The 23827-nt window shown below is 36.0% G+C and carries 21 protein-coding genes; 12 read left to right on the top strand and 9 right to left on the bottom strand.

Annotation, left to right across the window (positions count from 1 at the left end):
- Positions 1 to 23 precede the first annotated feature (23 nt).
- Positions 24 to 596: a DedA family protein gene (locus tag HS5_RS06865; protein ID WP_236753423.1), complete on the top strand. Its 573-nt coding sequence runs from the start codon at positions 24 to 26 to the stop codon at positions 594 to 596.
- 16 nt (positions 597 to 612) lie between these two features.
- On the opposite strand, the gene HS5_RS06860 is transcribed toward HS5_RS06865, so the two are convergent.
- From HS5_RS06860 to HS5_RS06850, 3 genes are all read right to left on the bottom strand, one after another.
- Positions 613 to 1578 carry a zinc ribbon domain-containing protein gene (locus HS5_RS06860; protein ID WP_236753422.1) on the bottom strand — a complete coding sequence of 322 codons (966 nt, stop codon included), beginning with the start codon at positions 1576 to 1578 and terminating at the stop codon, positions 613 to 615.
- A gap of 59 nt (positions 1579 to 1637) precedes the next feature.
- On the bottom strand, positions 1638 to 2480 hold the full coding sequence (locus tag HS5_RS06855) for a DMT family transporter (RefSeq protein ID WP_236753421.1): 843 nt from the start codon (positions 2478 to 2480) through the stop codon (positions 1638 to 1640).
- 76 nt (positions 2481 to 2556) lie between these two features.
- The gene (locus HS5_RS06850) at positions 2557 to 3486 is read right to left on the bottom strand and encodes a sulfur oxygenase reductase family protein (RefSeq protein WP_236753420.1); all 930 of its coding nucleotides are present in this window, start codon (positions 3484 to 3486) and stop codon (positions 2557 to 2559) included.
- A gap of 181 nt (positions 3487 to 3667) precedes the next feature.
- On the opposite strand from HS5_RS06850, the gene HS5_RS06845 reads away from it, so the two are divergent.
- The gene (locus HS5_RS06845; protein ID WP_236753419.1) at positions 3668 to 4354 is read left to right on the top strand and encodes a hypothetical protein; all 687 of its coding nucleotides are present in this window, start codon (positions 3668 to 3670) and stop codon (positions 4352 to 4354) included.
- A gap of 17 nt (positions 4355 to 4371) precedes the next feature.
- Positions 4372 to 5070 carry a sugar nucleotide-binding protein gene (locus HS5_RS06840; RefSeq protein ID WP_236753418.1) on the top strand — a complete coding sequence of 233 codons (699 nt, stop codon included), beginning with the start codon at positions 4372 to 4374 and terminating at the stop codon, positions 5068 to 5070.
- Positions 5071 to 5120: 50 nt separating this feature from the next.
- Here HS5_RS06840 and HS5_RS06835 read toward each other — a convergent pair whose 3' ends face one another.
- Positions 5121 to 5777: a uracil-DNA glycosylase gene (locus HS5_RS06835; protein ID WP_236753417.1), complete on the bottom strand. Its 657-nt coding sequence runs from the start codon at positions 5775 to 5777 to the stop codon at positions 5121 to 5123.
- Positions 5778 to 5808: 31 nt separating this feature from the next.
- Between HS5_RS06835 and HS5_RS06830 the strand changes: the two genes are divergently transcribed.
- The gene (locus HS5_RS06830; RefSeq protein WP_236753416.1) at positions 5809 to 6306 is read left to right on the top strand and encodes a hypothetical protein; all 498 of its coding nucleotides are present in this window, start codon (positions 5809 to 5811) and stop codon (positions 6304 to 6306) included.
- Here HS5_RS06830 and HS5_RS06825 read toward each other — a convergent pair whose 3' ends face one another.
- Positions 6307 to 8052, bottom strand: coding sequence for a S9 family peptidase (locus tag HS5_RS06825; RefSeq protein WP_236753415.1), 1746 nt, complete (start codon positions 8050 to 8052; stop codon positions 6307 to 6309). It lies immediately after the preceding gene.
- 63 nt (positions 8053 to 8115) lie between these two features.
- Positions 8116 to 9906, bottom strand: coding sequence for a DEAD/DEAH box helicase (locus tag HS5_RS06820; RefSeq protein WP_236753414.1), 1791 nt, complete (start codon positions 9904 to 9906; stop codon positions 8116 to 8118).
- Between the two features lie 142 nt (positions 9907 to 10048).
- Here HS5_RS06820 and HS5_RS06815 point away from each other — a divergent pair, with 142 nt between their 5' ends.
- Positions 10049 to 11419: an AAA family ATPase gene (locus HS5_RS06815; protein ID WP_236753413.1), complete on the top strand. Its 1371-nt coding sequence runs from the start codon at positions 10049 to 10051 to the stop codon at positions 11417 to 11419.
- The gene (locus HS5_RS06810; RefSeq protein WP_236753412.1) at positions 11416 to 12918 is read left to right on the top strand and encodes a cellulose synthase catalytic subunit; all 1503 of its coding nucleotides are present in this window, start codon (positions 11416 to 11418) and stop codon (positions 12916 to 12918) included. The genes HS5_RS06815 and HS5_RS06810 overlap by 4 nt, the downstream gene beginning before the upstream one ends.
- 105 nt (positions 12919 to 13023) lie before the next feature.
- Here HS5_RS06810 and HS5_RS06805 read toward each other — a convergent pair whose 3' ends face one another.
- Positions 13024 to 13731: a 5-formyltetrahydrofolate cyclo-ligase gene (locus HS5_RS06805; protein ID WP_236753411.1), complete on the bottom strand. Its 708-nt coding sequence runs from the start codon at positions 13729 to 13731 to the stop codon at positions 13024 to 13026.
- Positions 13732 to 13789: 58 nt separating this feature from the next.
- Here HS5_RS06805 and HS5_RS06800 point away from each other — a divergent pair, with 58 nt between their 5' ends.
- Genes HS5_RS06800 through HS5_RS06780 form a run of 5 tightly spaced genes read left to right on the top strand, consistent with a single transcriptional unit; the run spans position 13790 to position 19881 of the window.
- Positions 13790 to 15709, top strand: a complete 1920-nt coding sequence (locus HS5_RS06800) for a hydantoinase/oxoprolinase family protein (protein WP_236753410.1) — start codon at positions 13790 to 13792, stop codon at positions 15707 to 15709.
- Positions 15706 to 17235: a hydantoinase B/oxoprolinase family protein gene (locus HS5_RS06795; RefSeq protein ID WP_236753409.1), complete on the top strand. Its 1530-nt coding sequence runs from the start codon at positions 15706 to 15708 to the stop codon at positions 17233 to 17235. Before HS5_RS06800 ends, HS5_RS06795 begins: the two co-directional genes overlap by 4 nt.
- An 18-nt stretch (positions 17236 to 17253) precedes the next feature.
- Positions 17254 to 18273 (top strand): NAD(P)-binding protein, encoded by a 1020-nt coding sequence (locus HS5_RS06790; protein ID WP_236753408.1) that lies wholly within the window; start codon positions 17254 to 17256, stop codon positions 18271 to 18273.
- 6 nt (positions 18274 to 18279) lie between these two features.
- The gene (locus tag HS5_RS06785) at positions 18280 to 19230 is read left to right on the top strand and encodes an NAD-dependent epimerase/dehydratase family protein (RefSeq protein ID WP_236753407.1); all 951 of its coding nucleotides are present in this window, start codon (positions 18280 to 18282) and stop codon (positions 19228 to 19230) included.
- 42 nt (positions 19231 to 19272) lie between these two features.
- On the top strand, positions 19273 to 19881 hold the full coding sequence (locus HS5_RS06780) for a stage II sporulation protein M (protein ID WP_236753406.1): 609 nt from the start codon (positions 19273 to 19275) through the stop codon (positions 19879 to 19881).
- Here the strand turns inward: HS5_RS06780 and HS5_RS06775 are convergent.
- On the bottom strand, positions 19878 to 21353 hold the full coding sequence (locus HS5_RS06775; RefSeq protein ID WP_236753405.1) for a PDZ domain-containing protein: 1476 nt from the start codon (positions 21351 to 21353) through the stop codon (positions 19878 to 19880). The two genes, HS5_RS06780 and HS5_RS06775, sit on opposite strands and share 4 nt — an antisense overlap.
- Before the next feature lie 31 nt (positions 21354 to 21384).
- Complete coding sequence (locus HS5_RS06770; RefSeq protein WP_236753404.1) at positions 21385 to 22425, bottom strand: transporter; 1041 nt, start codon at positions 22423 to 22425, stop codon at positions 21385 to 21387.
- Between the two features lie 189 nt (positions 22426 to 22614).
- On the opposite strand from HS5_RS06770, the gene HS5_RS06765 reads away from it, so the two are divergent.
- Complete coding sequence (locus HS5_RS06765; RefSeq protein ID WP_236753403.1) at positions 22615 to 23820, top strand: MFS transporter; 1206 nt, start codon at positions 22615 to 22617, stop codon at positions 23818 to 23820.
- Positions 23821 to 23827 lie beyond the last annotated feature (7 nt).

The following is a 23827-nucleotide window of genomic DNA, read 5'->3' as shown; positions in this document are numbered from 1 at the left end:
AACATAATGAGAAACAAACTTTGATGTACGAATTTACTTCGCAGTTTAGTTACGTCCTAATATTTGTATTGATGGTATTGGAAGGGATGAGCTTACCCATACCTAGCGAGATTATTATGCCATTAGTTGGTTATTATTCCTTTAAAGGAGATTTAAACATTGAAATGGGTATAATTTCTGGAACTTTAGGCAGTCTAATAGGGTCAATAATTGATTACTTTATAGCAGAAAAACTTGGTATTCCCTTTTTGTCTAAATATGGAAAAATATTCGGAATAAATGAGAGTAAGCTTTTCACGTTAAGTAACTGGTTTGCTAAATACGGAATTTTTGCAGTATTTGGATTTAGGTTTATTCCATTATTTAGGGCTTTAATTTCATTCCCTGCAGGTCTTGCTAAAATGAAGATTATCAGATTCCTTCTTGCAACTTTCTCTGGACATATGATATGGAACAGTGTCCTAGCTTTAATAGGTTATGAATTTTCTACACAATGGGAAATAATTATTAGCCAAGTAGAGAAATCAGGTTACGTAATTGCAGGAATTGCCGTCTTTGCCATAGTAATCTATATAATAATTTCAAAAAGGAGATAAAACTTCGCACTCTTCTTCATGACGTCTGCTTTTCTGCTTGTAAAGGAGAGCCGCAACTTGAACAGAACTTAGCTCCAGGAGAATTTACTGTACCGCACTTAGGGCATTTTGCAGGAGTCTGTGATGCTCCGCAATAGGGACAGAATTTAGCCCCTTCGGGAAGTTCCTCTCCGCATTTCCAACATTTAGAATTCTTTACTTGTTGAGCAGGGGTAATTTTAGGCTGCTGAGTTTGCTGCGTAGGCTGTTGAACGGTTTGTTGAGGAGGATAATATTGTTGTCCATAATAAGGTTGCTGACCGTAAGGCTGTTGTCCATAAGGCTGTTGATAACCCGGTTGCATTGGTTGACCGGGTTGCTGGTAACCGTAAGGCTGTTGATAACCTTGAGGCGGAGGTGCAGAAGTTACTAACATCATAATAGTGTTCATTATCTGTTGCTCATCTGCGTATTGTTGATATAAGTGATACAGATCGATAGCTGTTGCTCCCCCACCAGCAAGTTCAGCAAGTTTACTATGAAGCAAATCATCACCTAATAAGTACGTGCCTCCAGCAGTAGCTCCTACTGTCAATAAATCCTGCATTAAATCTGCTATTCCAGTTTCTACCATAACAAAGCCTTGCCCTTCGCATATCCTTATAGTGTAAGCTTTATTACCTGCAGTTAAGTCTCCAAGTAAGCTTGAATGCTGAGCTTGTATTACTGCCATGTTCTGTCCTACCATGGGGTACGCTTGCATGCCTTGAGCCATTAAGTACATTACTGACTGCTGTGCAACGTACTGTAAATCTATGGGATGGTTTATTGGAATAGTCATTTGCTTTCCTCCTAAGCCTACTGATTGGGAGCACATCATTATGGAAAAAGTAGGATTTTGTTGGTATGGATTACCTTGAGGATAGCCTTGAGGTCCTCCTTGCGGATAACCTTGAGGTGGATATCCTCCTTGATAGTATGGATTGCCATAAGGATAACTCATATGTTAATCTTCCTTAAACTAGTATTTAAAAATATTTGAATAAAAATCCATTTTTAGTGTCATCTTAAAATTCCGACCTTAGGTTTACTGATCTTCTTTTCCATCCTAGATATAAGAATTCCAAGGAACATGACTCCTATTCCTTCAATCATTCCAGAAGTTACGTCTATCCCCCTCAACTCGTCAACTACAGTACTTACAGCTGGGACTGAAAAACTGAGCACAGTGACCTTAGAAACTCTTTCAGTTTTCAACATTGAATTCCACAGATAGAAGGAAATTCCTCCTCCTAGGACTGAAACGTAGAATAGATCTACCAAGAAATTTATCGAGTATCTGAAGTGGAATTGAATAGGAGATAACGCAAAGAAAATTAGAGAGCCGATTAACAACTGAACTGCGTTAACCGAAGTAGCATCTAGTCCCTTTAATTTTCTGAAATATACTGTAAATAATGCCCAAAATATTGCATTTATTAAAGTCAATGTTACACCTAGAAGAGAAAAGTAAATTCCCAGACTCAAGGAATAAAGTATAACCCCTAGGAAGCCTATTGAAATGCCTATTATTTCGCTCTTCCTGGTCTTTTCCTTAAGAATAGCTACAGATAAAGGAATTGCAATTAAAGGCATAGTGTAACTTAGCACTGCAGACTCAGAAGGTTCAACGTAAAGTAACCCATAAGCCCAAAACAACGTACTTAAAGTTGTGAAAACTGAAAGTAGAATAACGTCTTTATTTACAGTAAGCTTTCTAGCGAAAGGTAAAAGTATTGCACCCCCTATTAAAAACCTTAAAGCCATGAAGAACATTGGCGAAGCATAACAAAGCCCTTCTTTTACAAATGTGTAAATAAGAGAATTTATTACCACATAAGGTATAATATAATATAACTTTATCACAAGCTAAAGCAATATTATGAGAATATATAGTTATCTCATGTAAGAAAAGTCTCTTGGCTTAAAAAGAAGAAAAAATTTATTGTTCGTTTAAGTATTCTCTCCAGAACGTTCCTTCCATCATTGGGTTTATTATCCTAATGTATGGGCCGTATACGAGTGTATCTAGAACTTCGTCGTGTACTTGTCTTAGTTCTGGATATAGAAGTACTCTACCCATTCCGAATTGTAGTGCATCAGTATTTGCCCACTCCACGTGGACTATGTATTGTTGTGGTGTGTTCTTTGCCTCTGGTACTGAGTACATTACGTTATTTGGATCTGGCTCTAATGATCCTGGGCTCTCTAACAACTGATGGAATCCTTTAGCTCCAAACTGGAAGCTTCCTATTCCGGAAACTCCTACTTCCTTCAATACCATTGCTCCCAGGAAGCCTGGTGCCTTCTTTAATATTTCTAAAGTCCTAACTATTGCGTCTTCAAATTGCTTTTCTTTGCCTGGTATAACTGTGTGTTCTCCGAATGCTACAACTCTCTTTCCGTATGGCTGTGAGATAACTGGTATATCTAAAGGCTTTCCTTCTGCAAACTTCTTTCCTACAACTGCAGTGAAGTCTGTCATTTCAGTGTTTATTGGCATGTTTGCGTATACTATTTCGTAGATGGGCTCCCACGGTCCCCAGACCATCTGTGAGGCGCATGAGAAGCATAATCTGAATAAGTAACTCCAGTTTTGTCTGTGCATTTCCTCGTGGTCTTTCCAGTCTTTCCAGAATGTGTATTGTAAAACTCTGATTGTGCTGCTCTCCTTGGTCATGTCCATACTAGTTCCGCCGTATCTAGTTCCGAAAGGTAGAACTCCTATCTGTACGTGATTTTGGAAGCCTACAAATCCTGGATGCCTTGCTGTTACCATGCATACTTTTGGTCCTACTGATGAAAACATTTCCAATGTTTTAGGTTCATTCTTTAAATCCGCCATGTTTATAGCAACATATGGTTTGGGCATTTTTGGTCAAATGTATATTTGTGTCTACTTTTATATTCTTTCTTTCATAAAAACTAGATAAAGTATAACTTAGCTTAAACATTAGAATAATCTATATGTAAAAAAGGTTATAAATATTTTGATATTTTATTTCAGCAATAAAGAAGAATAGATTTATTTCTTATACAAAGTAGATTAGATTATGGTAAACTATCTTGCATTACTATCTTCTCAAAATCCTTATGATAGATTAGACGGTTGGTTTAAAATAGACTGGCTAATCCAAAACGATATTGTAAGTAAGGAGAAACTAATCGAAATGAAAGATAAATTCCTCGAACTCTTGAGTTACAACGATGATACAGTAAAATTGCATGCATGGGAAATGGTACCTAAGCTGATAAGTAAGGGAATTATAACTGTAGAAGACGTAAAAAAATATGATTTTCTCTCTCTTCTTTACGATTCTGAGGCATGGCTACTTGTTAGAGATTTAGTGAATTCAGGAGTGGTCGATGTTGAAAAAGTTAAGAAAGAGAAGGAAAAATACATTTCCTTCCTTAAAGGTAATGAACTTGATAGGATAGCTAGTTGGTCTTTAATACTAGACATGTTTAATGCTGGTATAATAACTAAGGAAGAAATTGAGGATAATAAGAAATACTTGCTAGAGCTTTTTAATTTTCCAGCTTACGATATAAGGTTTAACTTATTATTTTTAGTTTCTGAATTACTGAAAAAAGGTGTTATATCACAGGAAGAGCTTAAGCCTTATGATAAAAAGATAGAAGAGATAATAAAAGATAAGGACTTTAAACAATTCGTAAAAATCTATGAGAAAGATCCTAGAGAACTAGAAAGCTTGGGAATTCATATTTTTAATTCTTAAGAACTTTCATTTATTTCATGATTGGAATAACAGACGAAGGAGAATTAGCTAAGGCTTTGACTAACAGTATTGACGACGAATTCATATTCATAGATTCTCCTAAGAAGGTTTACGAGACTAAGCCAGACGTTGTTATACATGCTTTAGAGGACAATTCAAATAAGCCTTCAATGTGGAATTTGAATACTTGGTTCGCAGTCAATATTGCTAGGGCAGCTAATAAGATAGGATCTTTGAACGTTTACTTCTCAACTTTCATGATATATGATGGCAAAAAAGGATATTATTCTGAAACATCTACTCCTAGTCCATTAAATTATTACGGAATGAGCAAATTAGTAGGAGAAACTGCAATTGCCTCCTTAGGGAATTACCTCATTTTAAGGTTGGGAGCAGTTTATTCCCCTTCTTACAAGGGTTTTCTTTTTCACGCAATTAAAGCATTAATTAAGAAGGGAGTAGCTAAGTGCAATACTAACCTTTACTTGTCGCCAATTTCTGTTAAGGATGTAGCTTATGCGGTTAGGTACTTATTGAGAAAAGATGCCAGAGGAGTAATAAACTTAGCAGGAAAAAGGTTTTCAGAATATGAAATTTGTAGAAAATTTTCAGATGATTATGGCGGTATGAGTATTCCAATTGAAGGTAAGTACTTTGATTTTTCCTTAGATAATTGGCTACTAAGGAGCTTTGGTTTAAAAATAGATGGAATTTAACTTAATTGGGTTAAGGAGCGAAAGTCCCCTTCCGTGAGGGAGGGGGTAGTTCACTCCCTTGTTAGCTCATAAGCTTTCCTCATAACTGCCATAAAGGACTCCCAAGTAAGTCTTCCAGTTTTAGTATTTTGTGCACTTGGATGATAACTTCCTATGATCTTCTTGCCTACAGTATCATAAACTACACCGTGAGAAAAATTGCATCCCTTATTAAAGGTCATGCATACTGAATCAAAGGCTACTTTGCCTAAAGCTAATATGACCTTAAGGTTTATCAGTGACTCAATCTCTTTCTTTAGGAAATAACTACAATTCAGGATTTCTTCTCTTGAAGGTTTATTTTTTGGCGGAGCACACTTTACTGCATTAGTTAAATACACATCTTTTAAGATCAGATTATCTTCTCTACTTGAAGATACTTCTAGGTTTGACAAACCTAGTTCGTAAAGAGCTCTTATCACCCATTTTCCTGACTCATCTCCTGTAAATACTCTGCCCGTCCTATTTCCTCCATGAGCAGCTGGAGCTAATCCTACAATAAGTAATTTAGCATTTACGTCGCCGTAACCGGGTAAAGGCTTTCCCCAATATTCCCAGTCTTTAAATCTCCTAACTTTTACTTTTGCGATAATTTCGGAATATTGTCTAAGCCTAGGACATCTATAACAGGAGATGATCTCATCTTCTAACATTGGTGTTCTGAACATATTTATTAACCATTATTAAGAATATTTTGTCATGTACATTCTGACTAAGATAGGATTAATAATGCTTATAATTGGAATCGCATTAGCAGGCATAGGAATTTATGAGTTCTATTCTCTTGTTACTCAAATAGAACCAATAATAGAACTTCATGGAGCACAGAGGGTTATTCTTGAACCTTATCAAAATTATACAATCACTGTCTCACCATATCCGAGTGAAATTCTGGCTTTTGCTTATAATTCCACTTCACCGATAAATACGACTGTGCCTCCTGCTTTTGTCAAGTCAAGCTCACCTTCAACAACAGAAAATGTATATTTAGCAACTTCAGGAGATATATCAGGGATTATCGAACTTCATAATCCATCAAATTCCTCTGTAGAAGTATATTACTTGCTTAGTCATATAAAAATTTCAACTATAGACTTTTACTCAATAATTTTCATAATGATAGGCATATTAGCATTCATTGTAGGAATTATTGTTGCTATAATAGGTGTAGTCATAGGAAGGAGAAAGAGAACTTAATCATCTCAAATACTTCGTAAACCACCATATTTTTTTATAAAGTCTATCTATCATATTCTTAGGTTTTCCCTTTCTAGCGTGCTCATGAGAATCTCCAGGATATCTCTCCAGCGCTGTAGGAATTCCGTTCATCTTCAAGGCCATAAAGAATTGCTCAGCTTGTTCAATAGGACATCTATAATCTTCTTCCCCTTGGATTAGCATTGTTGGTGTCTTAACGTTTTTCACGTAATAAATTGGAGAAATCCTCATCAGTTTTTCAATATTCTCCTGCTTCCAAGGGTCATCAATTCCTGCTTCAATTGGATTAAACCAAAAGCCTATATCGCTTGTACCGCACATGCTTACAAGATTTGATATACTCCTCTCAGCGATTGCCGCAGAAAACATGTCAGTTTGCGTAACCATCCAATTGGTCATATAACCTCCGTAAGAGCCTCCGGTTACACCGATTTTGCCTTTTAAACCATATTTTTCAATAACTCTTCTAGTAAAATTGATTATATCCTGCATATCCTTTCCTCCCCAATCGCCTACGCAAGCCTTTGCAAAATCCTCTCCGTAACCTTGGCTTCCTCTGGGATTGCAGTAAATTACGTTAAATCCGTTAGAGACGAAGAACTGGAATTCTATAAAATAACCGTAACCGTAAGCTGCATGAGGCCCTCCGTGAATAAAGAGTATTGTTGGATTATTGGAGTCAGTAATTATAGTCCATCCTTGAACCTCGTCATTAATTTCCTGAGGTTCGACTCCTTCTACTCCTGGATTGGGATCGTAATCCTCTCTGTAATGAAGAATCGAAGGCTTAGCAGGAGTAGTGTAGAAATATGCTAAATCTCCCTTAGAGTTAACATCGAAGCCTCTAACAACTATTTTACCTTCAGTTATTTGTTCGACTTTATCACTTATTTTGTAAATCTGAACTTCACCTTTAATCTGGCCTAAAGAGTAAAGAGTATCACTTATGAATGAAATCCTTGTCTTTACTCCATCAAAAAGATCAGTTAATACATCACCGCCACAAGTATTCCCACAGAGAAAGCTCTTATCCTCTTCTGGAAGAATAATTTCCTCTACAGCCCAAGGAGTTCTGCCTTTTCTATGGCCTAGATAAGCTATTTCTCCTTTTTCATTCATAGCTAAGGCATTCACTATCCCTTCTCCTTGGGTTATCCTCCTCAATTCGCCATTAGAAAGATCAACTTCATAAACGTCTGAAAGACCTATGTCGTCGTTTTCCTTGGTTGCAGAAATTACTACTCTATTACCGTTAGTTGCAACTCCAGTCACGTCGAAATCTCCACTAACTATCTTCTCTAGCTTTGTTGAAAATAGATAAAGAGCTTGCCTAGTTCTTAAAAGACCTCTACTGTCAAATCTGTACTTAAGCTTTGTAGCTTCGAAAGGTATATTTTTATTTACTTTATCTTCTCCCAGAACCAGTATTCCTTTCGGATGAAATGTATAATCTGAGATTTTACCTAGACAAACTAGCTTTTCTTCATCACTGTATGGAGATTTTCTAAATAAGCAGGACTCTTTCCCTCCTTTAACGTAATATAAATATTCGCCGTTAAACTTAGGTAAGCTTACTTTCCCCGTTATTATTTTCCTACCGTCAAGGAATATTGCTGATTTATAATTGCTGTCGTCTATCCAAGTTTCTACATGAAGTAAATTTCCTTCATTATTTAATCTTACATCAGAAATGAGATTTATTGAATACGCTTCTTCTGGCGTCATTAGAAAAATAAGTAAAAAGTAGGCATTAAGCATTTCTACTACTGCTATCTCCAGAGTATACAGTTATTTTGAAAATTGAGAATCAAAGAATTCAAGCCCGGATTTAGAGAGCTCTTGGTAATTTGAAAAGCAGAATTTTATAAAATCTATAATTCCTTTATTTTCTCTCAAAACTCTCCTGTAAGATCTCATGAGCCTCATTATAAAATAAGAAGGCACTGCTAAATCTTTGTTTATAAGAGAAGAATTTGACAGATTGTAAATTATTTCAGAAGATTTCCTAATACTCTCCGCAATATCATCAGTGGAGATAATTTGAGGAACTGTTAAAGAATAGTAAAACCATGCTGAAGGCTCGAATTTCTCTCCAACTGTAAAATATGTGAATTTACCAAAACTTCCTCTTAAAGGTTTAATTACGTCTAGAAATACTGAATCACCTTCCTTTAGTATCTCTCCTTCATTTACTTTCCTACTGGAGTATTCGTCTATAAAGTATGAATAAATAAAGGAGTAATATAAAGCCCTTGCCAAGGAATTTCCTTTTCTATCAAATTTTATTATAAGCTTAAGTAAATTCATACCTCTCTTAGGAACCATTTCATAAGCGAAGACTTCACCTAAAGGAGTTATCTTACCTTTCTGTATTGAACCTAAATTTTTAAGAAAAGATAATGCGTCCTTTATTTTTGATGGAGAGTATTTATAACCGTACTTTGCTAGGAGTAAAGGATCCAAACCGCTGTAAATCCACCTTAAGACAGTCTGTGGATAATCTAAAGGTTCAGGAACCCTTCCGAATTCCTTTTTTAATGCCCTATTAATAACCTTAATTTCGTCTGGTTCTGCGAAAATTACCGCTAATCCCTTCTCCGAGTAACCCGGTCTACCTGCTCTACCTATAACTTGAGCAATTGTTGAAGGCTCTACATAAGACCTTAAACCTGCGAATCTCTTTAAGGCTAAAACTACTACCGCATCTACGTTAGTATTTATACTGAGTGCTAAAGTATCAGTGGAAACTATTACCTTATATTTATTCTCATCACTCCTCATGTCTTCCTCTATACTTTTTCTTACTTCTATAGGCAAACCTGCGTGGTGAAAGGTAGTTGTAACGTGAAGTTCTTTCTCTATCAGTTTAGATATTTCCTCTGCAGATCTTCTAGTGTTTGTGTAAACAAGTATCTGTTTATAATCTTCGAGCTTAAGTTCTCCCTTTTTTACGTAATTTATGAACTCTTTAGCTTTACTTAGGTAATAGTCTCCCTTGGATTTCTTTACTCTAACTACTTTTACGTTAATATTTACTGGCCTTTTATCGTTTAAAATTGATTTTGCTTCTAAATACTCTGAAAGAGAGTCAACGTCGGGCATTGTAGCGCTAAGCAGGATTACGTTTATCTTACCCCCGTTCTTCTCCCTAAGGTATTTATAATAAGCTAAGATTTCTTGAATAGTACAGTTCCTTCCTTCAGAGAGGAGTAAATGGGCCTCATCAATTACTAAAAGAGAGTTGTATAAAATGGAAGGAGAGGAAATCATTTGTTGAAGTAACCTCTCATAACTCGTAACAACGATTTTCTTCCTCCATACTTCTTCCACATTAAAGTTCTCTTCAAGCCTTGCATCGCTATCGTCTCTTCCAACGTCTTCTGTAAAGAGAGATAACTTAGTAAAAACTTCCCTAATTGCGGCCTTTGTCGGCATCGCAAATATTACTTTATTGTATACGCTCTGTTTTAGTGCATATTTTATTACCGAGAAAGTCTTTCCAGAGCCCGTAGGGGAGATAACCATTAATGGTTGATAACGGTCCAAAGCTTGGATATCAAGCCTAACAAAGTTACTCATTACCTTGTATTTACTGTATTAAAGCTTTAATTAGTATTTCTCCTTTGCGTTTTACCTCTCTCTAAATACAATTAAGCTAGTTCATAAAAATAAATCCTGGATTTATAAAAATTTTTATAGTTCTGCATATATATTGAAGATCGTGGAAAGAAAAAGATGTAGAATTAGTGTACTAGGTATTAAAGGTGGAGTAGGAAAATCTACTATATCCTTAAGTTTAGGAATGTTTCTAGCTAGAAACTCTAAGAAGGTTCTCCTTATAGACAGAGATATTCTAGGCTTTGCATCATATCTTTCGGGCATTAGAGGAAAAGGATTGTTGTCAAAGGTCATTGATGACGAAGAAGATTATTGGAATTGTCTTGCGAGCTTAAGCTTTGGAGACGGAAAGCTGACTATCATTAAATTATTTGGAGATGGATACAGGTTAGACGAAGATTTAGAAAAGGTACATTCTAATAATCTATTGAGAGAAAAATTTTCTAAACTATATAAGAGCTTTTTGACTGCAGATGATTATGATTACTTCATAGTAGACAATCCTCAAGGGGTTTTAACAAATAATCCTTTAGTTATGCATGAGTTAGAAGTCTTCTACTCTGTAATTAATGACATAGAGAATTTAAGAGTTTACGTAACTAACTATTCTATTAATACGATAGCAACAACGATAAAATACGCTAAGAGCGTGGAAAAAGATATAAAATACAGAGGATTTCCTTTGGCATTTATAGTTAATCTAGTTCCAAGTAATTTAGATGACTTAGAGAACGCAAAAACTTATGCAATAAAAGGACAAGAAGAAATAGGTGCTAAATTTTCCGTAGTTATTCCCATTTACCCTGATTTATTAAACTTTGCTAGACCAATAAATGAGATACCCGAAATTAAAGAAATTAATGAGTTTGGAAATAAACTGCTTTCAGGAGATCTCACTGTTAGCGGGCCTATTAGCTATGATAATAATATTGAATGGATATTAAATGACGAGAATTCAGTACTTATATTTGGTCCTGCTGGGTCAGGAAAATTAGCTTTAACATTGAAATTAATAAAAATTGCAGAGAAAGATAAGAAAGTTGTAATTGTCTCTACTAATAATAAGTTGGAGAATTTTTTAAGGGAAAACAAATTTATGAATTTTACATTTATACACATAGCACAAAAATATAATGAAGACAGATTTAACGCTAAGAATATAGGAGAAATACTTAAAATTAGTAAAAAACTAAGTACGGAAATACTTAAGGAGATAAAAGATTTCGATAAAAGTCTCATTATAATTTATAGGGCTAACGATCTGTCTCCAGCTTCTAACTGTTGCGATACAATTGCCGAAAAACAAGAATTCTGGTCTTCGCTTATAAGCACTATAAAGTTCAAGAAAAATACGAATCTAGTCTTAATTTGCGATAAGATAGGAGAAGAATGCAACGTCCTATCGTCGTTAGTAGACGTTATAGTTGAGACCAATAATGATGGAAAATATAAGATCGAAAGGAATATAGCATGAGAGCAATTAACTTGATTTACGCCATAACTCCGATTGTATTATCTGCTATATTCACGTACTTAACTTACGCATCAATAATTTCAGTATGGTTAGCTTTTGGTATTTGGCTTTCTATGGTTGTAGGGTTTTTCATTTTTATCGATTTTTATAAACTTTCAAGGAAATCTACTAAATATGAAGTAAATTACGTTTCAGATATAAAGAGGTATAGAATTGCGTCCTTTGTAACATCTTTTAATGAAAACCCGGAAATAGTAGAAGGGACTTTAATATCGGTAAAGCTTGCTACAAAAGACTACGGTGATGTATATCTCTTGGACGATTCAACGGACCAAAAGATTTCCAACGAATTAAGAAATTTCTGCGAAAAAAATGGGGTTGTATACATTCATAGAACTGAGAGGAAAGGCTTCAAAGCAGGGGCAATAAATGAGGCATTGAAGAAAGTAGGAGATAATTACGACCTAGTTGCAATATTTGACGCAGACCAGAGACCAGTAGAAGACTTTTTCGAACAAGTTCTACCTTATTTTTCTGACCCTAAAGTAGCCCTAGTACAAGTTCCTCAAAACTATTCTGAGACTTACTCCGGAATAGCTAAGGCTTCGAAATACCAGCAGGAGCCCTTTTTGAGAGTAATAATGAGGGGTAGATCATTATCTTCCGCTTTTTCTTTAGGTTCGGGTTCTATATTTAGAGTTAGTGCGTTAAAGGATGTGGGATATATGGACGAGTCAAGCATAACAGAAGACGCAGCGACTTCAATAAAGCTTCACGAAAAGGGATATAAGTCTGTGTACGTAGATTCACAATTAATTTGGTATGGAGAACCTCCAGAAGACATAAGTGCTTATTTAACTCAACAATCAAGATGGGCATTCGGATATTTCCAACTAACTTGGAAAATACTGAAGAGTAACTTAAGCTTTTCTCAATTTGCTGATTATTTCTCCGGGAGTTTATATTGGGTTAAAGAAGGACCTCTTACTGTAGCTGAGTTTTTAGCTCCTATCTTTTTCCTCTTATTTAAGATACCCATAATAGTGCTAAACCCGTTAATTTATATCCTAGCTTATATTCCTTACCTACTCATTTCAATAGCGCTTTTTGTGTTTGCAATAAAAGGAAAGGGAGAATATGGAATAAAGGGGTTTTATTACCACCAATCCATAGAATATTTAGAGTTCCTATCGATAACGTTAACCTTCTTTTCCTGGCTACTAGCCAAGAAAAGACCGTTTAAAGTAACTCCTAAAGGAGAAGGAAAGTTCGACGTGAAAAACATAATTCCTCATATAATAATTTTAATTCTGTTGATATTAGCAACAATTGAAGGATTTATCTGGCTTGATGAAGCAAAATTTAACCTACGCCTATTTTACTCCATAATAATAAATGTATTTTGGGCTATATATCAAATGCCATTTTTAATTGGAGGAATAATACTAGGTAAAACAATATCAGAAAGAGAAGAATATGTGGAAAACGTAACTAACTAATATTCATCCTCTATATTGCTTCATGGAGTTTTAATATTTGTACACAATTTGGTGAAAATATGATATCACTAGCTGTATAATGTAACTTATCAATTTACACTAACTTCACTGCTTTATCCTTCCCGTTTCAATTAAATAGTATTTTAGATAAGGGGTATCCTCAATTTTCTCCTTGGTTAAATATTCCATGTAAATTCCTTTAGGCTTCTCCCTAGTAGGATTAGTCCTTATGATCTCCTTTTCAGTAACTATGATATCCACTGGGACGTCAAAAGGTTGAGAAGGAATTTCATCAACTATCTGTATAGAATGCACAGTAGTAGTTACGGGAGTCTTCTCGTTCACTTTACCTAACTCCCTCAAAATTGCATATTCAAGCTCGCTGTAACCTTCTCCTTTACCTACTCTATCCCCTTTCCTGGTTACTGCTACAGAACCTACAACTATTAAATCCACAGGAGGTATTTCCTTATAACTTATCCTTTTACCAAGCTTAGTAAAACCTGATATTGTAGAGGCTTGCTTAGGATTAACATTATAAAGTAGAAAGAATTCCCCCTTAAGCCTTGGCGTCGGAACTAACAACTTTTTACCCTCCGACAGTACAAGCTCTCTTACCTTCCTTTGAGGGGAGTCTGGATTCACTTTAACAACTTCTGCCCTCTTAAATTCAGGAAGAGTTGAAAGCAATTCTGCAGCCTTGTCGGCACCTTTAAAATTAGGGATCCTACCGAAAACGGGTCTTGGGAATGACGCAACATTTGTCTCCTCCATTAGCTTCCAAATCTTCTGCCTTATTTCTTCCTTGTCCATAAAAACTGGTTAAAAGCTAAAATAAAATCCTTTTATTCCTTCATGCTCTTTCCTTCTTGTGATAGTTGCTGTTGATGTAGGAGGAACTTTTACAGATATTGTAGGAATAGAAGGAGATAAAATTACAGTTTACAAGGGATTAACTACACCAAAATCTCCAGAGATAGGAGTATATGAAGGGCTAAAGAAGGGGAACTTTCACCCAGAGGAAATAATACATGCAACAACTATTGCAACAAATGCAATATTAGGTCAAGTTAACTTGGAACTTCCAGAAGTTGCCCTATTAACAACTAAGGAGTTCAAAGACGTAATAGAAATAGGTAGGCAAAACAGACCAGAACTTTATAACCCATTCTTCGACAAACCTCTACCTCTGGTTCCTAGAGATAAAAGGTTTGAAGTAGATGAGAGGACTGACGCTGAAGGGGGGATAATAAAAATGGTTAATGAGGAGGAAGTCGAAAGACTAATAAAATCGATAAAGGCTAATGCGATAGCTATTTCCTTCCTTCACTCCTATATTAACCCAGAAAACGAGAAGGTTACCGCTAACATTGCAAGGAAATACTTTCAATACGTTTCTGTATCACACGAAATTGCCCCAGAACCTAGGGAATACGAGAGAACTTCAACTACTGTGCTTAACGCAACACTAATGCCTATAGTAAGTAGGTATTTAGAGGCACTGGAGTCTATGCTAAAGGAATTTGGTAGCCCATCAATTTACATCATGGCTAGCTCTGGTGGGTTAATAGATAAGGAAGAAGCTTCCAGAAGGCCGGTACAAATTATAGAATCCGGTCCTGCCGCAGGAGTTGTTGGAGTTGTATATTTTTCAGAGATACTGGGAATAAAGAACGCAATAAGCTTCGACATGGGAGGGACTACAGCAAAAGCAGGAACTGTTGTAGACCACAAAGTGGAAATAACTACTGAATATGAAGTTGGAGGAAAAGCCCATCACGGTAGGATAATTAAAGGTTCGGGATATCCGGTAAGGTTTCCCTTTGTAGATTTAAGTGAAGTTTCTGCTGGTGGAGGAACAATAATTTGGAAAGACAATGCAGGAGGATTAAGAGTAGGGCCTATAAGTGCTGGAGCAGACCCAGGACCAATAAGCTATGCTAGAGGAGGAAAGGACCCTACACTGACTGACGCAAACGTTGCTTTAGGTAGAGTTGAATCATTACTTTCTGGAGAAATGAAACTTGATAAGGAAGGAGCAATAAAGGGTTTAAGCAAACTTGGAGATTACGTTGAAGTCGCTAATGAAGCTATAAAGCTAGCAAACTTGGAGATGGGAAGGGCTATAAGGCTCGTAACTGTTGAAAGAGGTCTTGACCCCGGAGATTTTACATTATTTGCATACGGTGGTGCAGGACCTCAATACGCTATCGATTTAGCTGAGGAAATGGGAATTTCCACAGTTATTATCCCTCCTTACCCTGGCCTTTTTTCAGCTCTAGGAATGCTATTTGCTGATAAAAAGTATGAAGCTAGAAAGTCTTATCCTAAAGATCTTGAGAAGGACTTTGAGGAGCTAGAATCTAGGGTTAAGGGAAAATACTACTTGAGGTATGCTGACGTAAGGTATGAAGGACAAGGGTGGGAAATTACAATTCCAGTGAAAGACGTTAAGAAAATAAAGGAGGATTTTGAGGCAGTTCATGAGAAAATTTATGGTTTTACTTTAGATAAGGATATAGAAATTGTAACAATTAGAGTTTTTGGAATAATTCCTTCTAATAAAGTATCCCTACCAAAGCCCAAAACTGAGGGAAAGCCTAGCGTGAAGTACAGAAAAGTGTACTTTGACGATTGGATAGAAACTCCTATTTATAGAAGAGAAGAGCTTCAAGTTAATTATGAAATAGAAGGACCTGCAATTATTGAAGAATATAGCTCTACGACAGTAATAAAATCAGGCTGGAAAGCAGTTGTTGATAACGAAGGATTCATAAGGTGTGAGAAATGAAGTGGGAAATTATTCATAAGGCAACTTCTTTTATAGCGGAAGAAATGGGAGTTTCGCTAAAGAAGTCAGCTCTATCTCCTAACATTAGAGAGAGGATGGATCATAGCTGCGCAATAGTTGATGAAAAAGGTAGAATAGTTGCTCAAGCTGAGCATATTCCAGTTCACCTAGGTTCTTTTAAAATAGGAGTAATTAACGTTCTAAATTATCTAGAGAAGAAAGAAATAGAGTTAGAGGAAGGAGATTCAATTATATTTAACGATCCTTACATTTCAGGCACTCATTTAAACGATGTTGGAGTTCTTTCTCCCATATTTTATAAAGGAAAGTTAATAGGCTACGCTGTAAATAAGGCACATCACGTTGACGTTGGAGGACCCTTACCGGGGTCAATTAATCCTTTAGCTAAGACTATTTATGAAGAAGGAGTAGTAATTCCTCCAGTAAAGCTAACTAAAAGGGGAAAGATTAACGAGGAGGTCATAAGCATAGCTAAGGAAAACTTCAAAGTACCAGGCTTCTCATTAGGTGACATAAAGGCTCAGCTTTCTGCAAATAAATTAGGAGGAGAGAGAGTAAAACAACTATTTGAGAAATATGGAGATATAACACAAGCTTGGGAGGAGTCTATAGAATACTCTAGACGGCTAGCTCTAGCAGAGATAAGTAAATGGAAAAAAGGAGTATATGAAGCTGAGGACTATCTTGAGTGGGAATCCTCTCTGCTTCCCATAAGGATTAAGCTTAATGTTGAGGAAAAAGGAATAGTTGCAGACTTTGAAGGGACTCATAAGCAAATTGAAGGACCTCTTAATGCAGTTTTAGGAGTTACTTATTCCTCAGTATCCTTTGCAGTAAGGTCAATGATAGGAGAAGTTCCAACAAATGAGGGCTTTTATTCCTTAATCGAAGTTAAGGCAGAAGAAGGAACTCTGGTTAATCCAATAAAGCCTGCAGCAGTAGGAGGAGGAAACGTGGAAACCTCACAGAGGGTAGCAGACGTAACTTTTCTGGCAATGAGCAAATTCCTTAAAGTTCCCGCAGCACCTTCTGGAACAATGATGAATATAATGATGGGTGGAGTTTATAAAGGAAAGTATTGGTCGTACTATGAGACTGTAGGAGGAGGTAGTGGTGGAAGACCTTGTAAGGACGGAGTTTCTGCAGTTCAAAATAACATGACTAATACTCTTAATACTCCTATAGAGATTGCAGAGAGACAATATCCAATTCTCTTTACAGAATACAGGATAAGGGAAGGAAGTGGAGGAAATGGACTTCATAAAGGAGGAGACGGAATAATCAGGGGATTTAAAATGCTTTCTAAAGCTAGGATTTCTATCTTGGCTGATAGGTTTAAAATAGGACCTTGGGGGCTTGAAGGCGGAGATAATGGAAAGCCCGGCAGAGTCACAATTAACGGTGAGGAGTACCCAAGCAAATTTACTGAAGAGGTTAAAGAAGGTGACGTAATAACTGTAGAAACTCCAGGTGGAGGGGGATACGGTAAACTTATTAACCATTAAAATCAGTAAGGGCTTAGCTTGAAAGGCTCAAGGATTTGGAATAAATACCTAATGCCTATAGTAGAGAATTTCGTAGCACCTTACTCAGTTTTAAGGAAGATTTTGCCTCAAATATTGTTGCTAGGCGTTGCAGTTTATATAAACGCTTGGGTTTTCATGATTTATCAGCACTTAGATTTAGTCTCTGCAATTTATGCAGGAGTTAACGTAGTAACTACAGTAGGCTTATATGCCCCTGACATTTCTCAAATGCCAGACACTGAAAAGATAGTCCTCATAGTTACAATAATTTTTGCAGTAGGGCTTTATACTAGCATTATCCAATCAATAGTGACTACTGTAATAAATAGGAGTACTTGGCAGGACGCTAAGGCTAGGTGGAGAGGAAATCATATGAAAGACCATACTGTAATAATTGGAGAAGGCGAAATAGTTGTAAGTGCAGTTAAGAGACTTGAAAGACTTGGAGTTGATTACATTGTTTTAACTCCTTCCAAGGATATAGCTAGTAAAATAATAAAAAGCGATAGAGTAATAGTAGGAGATCCTAAAGATGATAAGAACCTTTTATCTGCAGGAATACTTGAGGCTAAAAATGCTATAATATCAATGCAGAACGATATGGACACTTTACTTATAACTCTAAAAATTCAGAAAATTAATCCTCCGTTACAGGTCATAAGTGTAGTAAAGGATTCTACGGTTGTAGATGTTTTTAAGACTGCAGGAGCAGACTTAGTGATCCCTAATGACGATATAGTAGGCAGAATAACTGCTGCAGCAGCAGTATCAAACAATGTTGCAGGAGTTATATTTCAAGATAGGAGTGAAAATTTAATTATAGGCTTATTTGAAATTAAAAAAGAGGTTAAAATAAAAGACATCCCCGAAGGAGTTCTTCCTTTAGCAATAATAGAAGAGAATGGAAAGCTTAATCCATATTTTGAGAAGGATACTCAACTAAAGAAGGGAGAAAAATTAGTTGTCCTCGGTGATCCAAATCTATTTAAGAAAGTTAAAGAAGTTCTGGGAGAGTAATAAGTCATGAAGTACTTACTTTTAGGCTTAGGTTTTGTTTCTACTCATGTAGCTGAATACTTATCAAAATTTGGGGAAGTTGTGATAACTTATAAGAGTCTAAATCCAGTAAAGAAGATTTACGTGGAAGAAGTACTGAAGGATAAGGCAAACGCAATAAATCTGGACCCCCTTCAAGATAAGGAGAAATTAAAAAAAGAAATCTCATCTGCAGATGTTATTGTAAACTTCATTGGAGAAATTCAAGGAGATGATAAAACCCTTAGGATTGCAAATGTCGAAATACCTAAGTTAATAGCGCAGATAATAGGAGAAAGCGGTAAGAAGAAAGTTTTGGTACACTTCAGCGGGCTTTTGGGCAAAACTGGAAATAACGTAAAGCCAGAAGAACCTCACTTACAAGGAATTAACCCTGTGACACCCTTCGAGAAGACTAAATACGAAGGAGAAAAGGAGGTCTACGAAACCTCACAAAAGTACGATTTCCCTCTTGTTATTCTTAGGCCTACTTTAGTTTACGGTAGATATTCAGCACATATACAATTCATAACAATGTATAATTTTTCAAAAAAAGGATTAATTCCTAAGCTTAATTTTCAATTTAACACAGTAAATGCGTATTACATTGCAGAAATGATAAAGAATTTGTCTGACTTCAGAGGAAGAAAATACTTTTACGCGACTGAGTGTAATCCAGTAAGTGTAACTAAATTCTTTGAGTTAATGGCAAAAGGGCTGGGAATAAACAGGCAACTTCATCTTTACGTTCCAGAGTTCCTTGCAAAGCTAGTGTTACCTAGTTATATTAAAGCCTTGCTAAAATATACTAAATCGACTTACGATTGTAGTGATTCAAAAAACCTGGTAAGTAAACTTTCTTTCGATGAGAATGAGATCATAAATGATGCAAAGTTCCTAAGTAGATTAGAAAAGGAGAGAACACTCATTCCTACATAATTGGAGAAGATTTTTAACTCATAAAATTAAGTCTTTAATAATATGAGGAAGCAGACATTAGTATTCTTTATACTTTTTATAATAGAGCTACTTATATTTATAGGAACGTCAGCCCTGCCAGTAAATCAGCCAGTATTAGCCAGATCCTTCCAGTCACAAAGGTCTTCGATAGTCTCTTTACCATATCCTCTTGAGGCATTATCAATATTTTCACATAATTATGAAATAGCACTTGCAGAGTTCATTCCTGCATTGGGAGTAGCAATAATGGGATTCTCAATAGGTTCTACTGGGTACGTGTTATCAGCAGTTTCAACTGCACAAGGAGTACCTGGATGGATTCCTGCAGTATTTTTACTTACTTTACCTCACTCTTGGTTAGAATTACCTTCTTACGCATTTGCTGCAACTGCAGGATTATTCTTATTAATAGATAGGAATTGGAAGAGATTTCTATTCATGATAGGATTCGTAGGATTAGAATTGCTATTTGCGGCATCAGTAGAGGCTGGGGAAATAGTGCTGGAAAATATAAACGTTGCATACTCTTACTTATTCTGGATACCCGCTGCATTGCTCTTTTACGTGCTTTACGAAGTTTACGAATATATAATGGATATAACAGAAAAAACTCCTAAAATTCAGTACTAAACTACTTCAACGTCTGAAATTCCATCTTCATTTTCAAACTCCAATTTTCCTATCTTTACTTTTATTTTATGTCCGGGGCTGGGTAAAGTCCTAATAAAAAGCTCCTTTACTCTACCTTCTCTTAATACCGTAAGCTTAGTTAGGTCCTTAACTTCGAGTTTTTGCTTACCATTAAATCCTATTATTTGATCTCCAGGAATTAATCCTGCTAAATCTGCAGGAGAATTATCCTCAACATACGCTATAGTCCTGTCCTTTAGCATTATGCCATAATAAGGCTTTCCTTTATCTACAAACTCTACGTGAATTTCATCTTTCAATCTATCTAGAATAGAAACTGCGGGAGTATATACTAAATCCTCAATATCAACGCCAGATTTCTTAAGAATTTCGTTAATATCGTAAAACGAGTAAATCCTTCTATTCTGATAGATTTCCTTAAATACGTCGTCTATCCTCTTTCCCTTCTTCGTCATCTCCAAATCTACATATAAAGCTAAAGCTAAACCTCCATCATAATACGAAATTGAGGAGTTGAGAAAATTCTCATCCTGCTTATAGTATTTTATCCAGGTTGTAAAAGAGGACTCAGCTAAACTTACTCTTTTAGCTCCAGGAAATGTAAGCTTAGATAGAGAATTAGCAACATACTTTAACGCATCTTTCTTATCTATTACTCCTGCCCTTAAGGAAATTATTACAGCCATGTAATCTGTAAATCCTTCAGCAAACCATAATAACGACGTATAAACTTCCTTTTCATAATTATGTTTAAGATCTGCAGGGACAATCCTCTTAACGTTCAATCTGTGGAAATACTCATGGGCAAAAACTCCTGCAAGCTTTTCATTGTCCCAGCTAGCTACTACTGCAGAAGAATTTATGTGTTCTATTCCTCCAAAGCCCTTATCTGACCTTCTAAAGTGAAAAACGTAGCTCTCTTTGACTCCTATAATCTTATCGGCCTCATCGACTATCTTCTTTAGCATTTCAACATCAACGTCGTCTATTGTTGAGATAATGTGTGTTTCATCAATTTTCAAGATCTTCAGATAGGGTGAAGCCTCTATAGGAGAATCAGCAAATTCATCGTAATTGTTAGCACAATATATCTCCCCTTTCTTCTCGAGAGAAGTAGATATTATCCAATCTGAAGGTAAAATCAATTTAACACAGTATTCCTCGTTAATTTCTCGGAAAGGAAAAACTGCAGGAGGATTTATGAAGATGTAATCTGTAGTAGAAATTGCCTCTCTTTGATCTTTGCTTACAGCGTATAATAAATACCTAAAGTTATCTTTTACGTAAAATCTATTTTTAGAAATTCTAATACCATCAATCTCCACAACATTTCTTTCCAACTCTCTAATTACATAAGACCCAGGGACGTAAGTTGGAAAAACAACTACGCCTTCTCTGCCTCTTGCTGAAACTTCAAAATAGCGGTTTTTAGGTTTTACTTCAAATAACATAAAAAGAGAAAGAGGAAAAGGAAAAATAACTTTATGCAGTCCTTACTAACAATGCATTAGGCTTCTTAACGCTCATTACTAACAGAATTACCATTGACAGCGCTGTGAAGAGTGAAGCTATGAACTTTATATCAAAGGAGCTTATTACTGGAACTACAACTCCTCCTAATGCGGCAGTGTTCAAAGCAATCCCCATGTTTCTTGCTGAAGCTCCATAAGCTGAGGCTAACCTTGGTGCTATTGAGTTGATTCCTAAGCCAAAAGCTGTAAAGACAACAAGAACGTAAGGAGATGCTGTGAGGAAGAACGCAACTCCGCTTATTGCTGAAGTCATTGTGTAAAGTAACGCAGTCCTACTTTCTCCTAGTAATGATGAGATTGCAGGAACAAAGATATACATAGGCACTGCCACTATGTAACCTAATATTAACCAGGTCATTCCTCCTTGGTTTTCTACAAGCTCAGGAGCTAGTTGTAAAGCGAATGCTGGCTCAAAGGAGAAGAAGAATATCAGAATTGAGGATAGTGAAGGTATTCCAAGTTTGCCTACTTCTACTGAGAATACATTAACTTTCTTATATAACATAGAGAACGGTAAAGTTATTATACCGCTCAAGGCAATTAACTGCCATTCACCTAGAGTTAAGTAGGAGAATGCACCTCCAATCCATCCGAATGCCCAACCGCTCATTGTTAATGCAATTATTAACCTATTCCCTGATCTTACCGCTTGTTCAACTGCTAAAGAAGTTGCTATTCCAAATGCTACTCCTACTGAAAGTCTTAAAACAATCAAAGCAGGAACATTAAAAGTACTGCTTCCTACAGATAGTAAACCTAAGGCAAAGAGAGACGTTAGAAAAGTTAGTCTGGAGCCTAGGAATGTTACGACTTTTTGATAAAGCAAAGATCCTATTACTCTTCCTCCGAAAGGTATTGAGACTATTAAAAAAGCTAACCATGACGGTAGTTCAAACTGTTTTACAGTAAACGCTGGAGCTACTAAAACGTAAGTTGCTAAAGTATAAGCTATAAATGAAGTAACACCACTAAACGTCTTGTTTATACTCATACGGATCGGTATATAATATGCTAGGAAGTAGATTTAAACATTACCTCCATAGAATATAAGCAAATACAAATAAGTTAAATTAATAATTATCATTATTATCTTCTTATCTTATTTTATGGTTAAAATCTGATAATGAATTTTCAATAGATTGAAAGATAATTTTTTAAATAAACACCTTAACTTCTTAATATGAATGAAAGACCAGTCTCAAATTATGTAGGTTCATATATATCGTGGATAATGGATTCTTACGATTTAGGTGCAGTAGTTATAACAGCCACATTACTAGAAAAATTATTTTACCCTACTTTAGGTGTACTTGGTGCAGTATTGCCTATAGTTTTTACCGTATTATTCAGACCTTTAGGAGGTTTTATTTTCGGTTACATAGCAGATAAGCACGGAAGGAAAAGGACTTTAATGTTTACAGTGCTAGGATACTCGTTATCAATAGGTATAACTTCAATTTTGCCCACATATTATCAAGTAGGTATATTAGCTCCAATACTTCTCTCACTACTAAGGAGTTTACAAGGAATATTTATAGGCGGAGATGTTTCCTCAAGCTTTACCGTAGCTATGGAGAGCGTTAGGAAGATGAGAGGACTATTCGGAGGAATAACACAGTCCGGAACATTAGTTGGCTTTGTTATAGTTGATTACCTTTTTGCTTATTTTACAAGCATACCTAGCTTTGTAGAAAACAGCTGGAGGTACATTTTTGCTATAGGTGTAATTCCTGCAGTACTTGCAGTATTCATAAGGTCAAGAATGACTGAACCTAAAATATACGTGGAAAGCAAGAAAGAGAATCCTGTCAAGGGATTAAAACCAATATGGCAGACTACTCTAGTAATGATAGGCTTTTGGATGATGATTTATGCAGGACCTCAATTTGCCCCAGTATTTTTTGGAGAATATCTCCATTTAACTCAATCTGAAATAGGGCAATACGCATTTTACATGAACTTAGCAGGAATACCTGCAATGATAATAGCCGGAGGAATTTCAGACATTTCAGGCAGAAAATTTACGGGAATAGGTTATGTAATACTTTCCACAATTGGTGCGGGAATATTCTACCTTAGTGGTTTCTCGCTTTTCTCAGTAATGCTATTTGGATTTTTGATAAACTTCCCTTCAGCGTTAACTCCTGCTTATTTGGCTGAGAGGTTCAAAACATTCAGTAGAGCTACCGGAGTCGGATTTTCTTATAACGGTGCTTTCATTGCCGCAGGCTTCAGTCCGCTAATAATATCTTTAGTTTCTACTAAACTTCCTTTAAACGCCTCTGCTTTCAGTATTTTAACTTTAGGGTCAATTATTGCAATAATAGGCTTAGCTTTAGGTCCAGAAACGTTAAAGAATAACGAGTTAACAATGTATCAACATTAATGTAAAA

Source organism: Acidianus sp. HS-5 (assembly GCF_021655615.1).
Lineage (GTDB): Archaea > Thermoproteota > Thermoprotei_A > Sulfolobales > Sulfolobaceae > Acidianus.
This window is presented reverse-complemented; position numbering and strand designations above follow the sequence as displayed.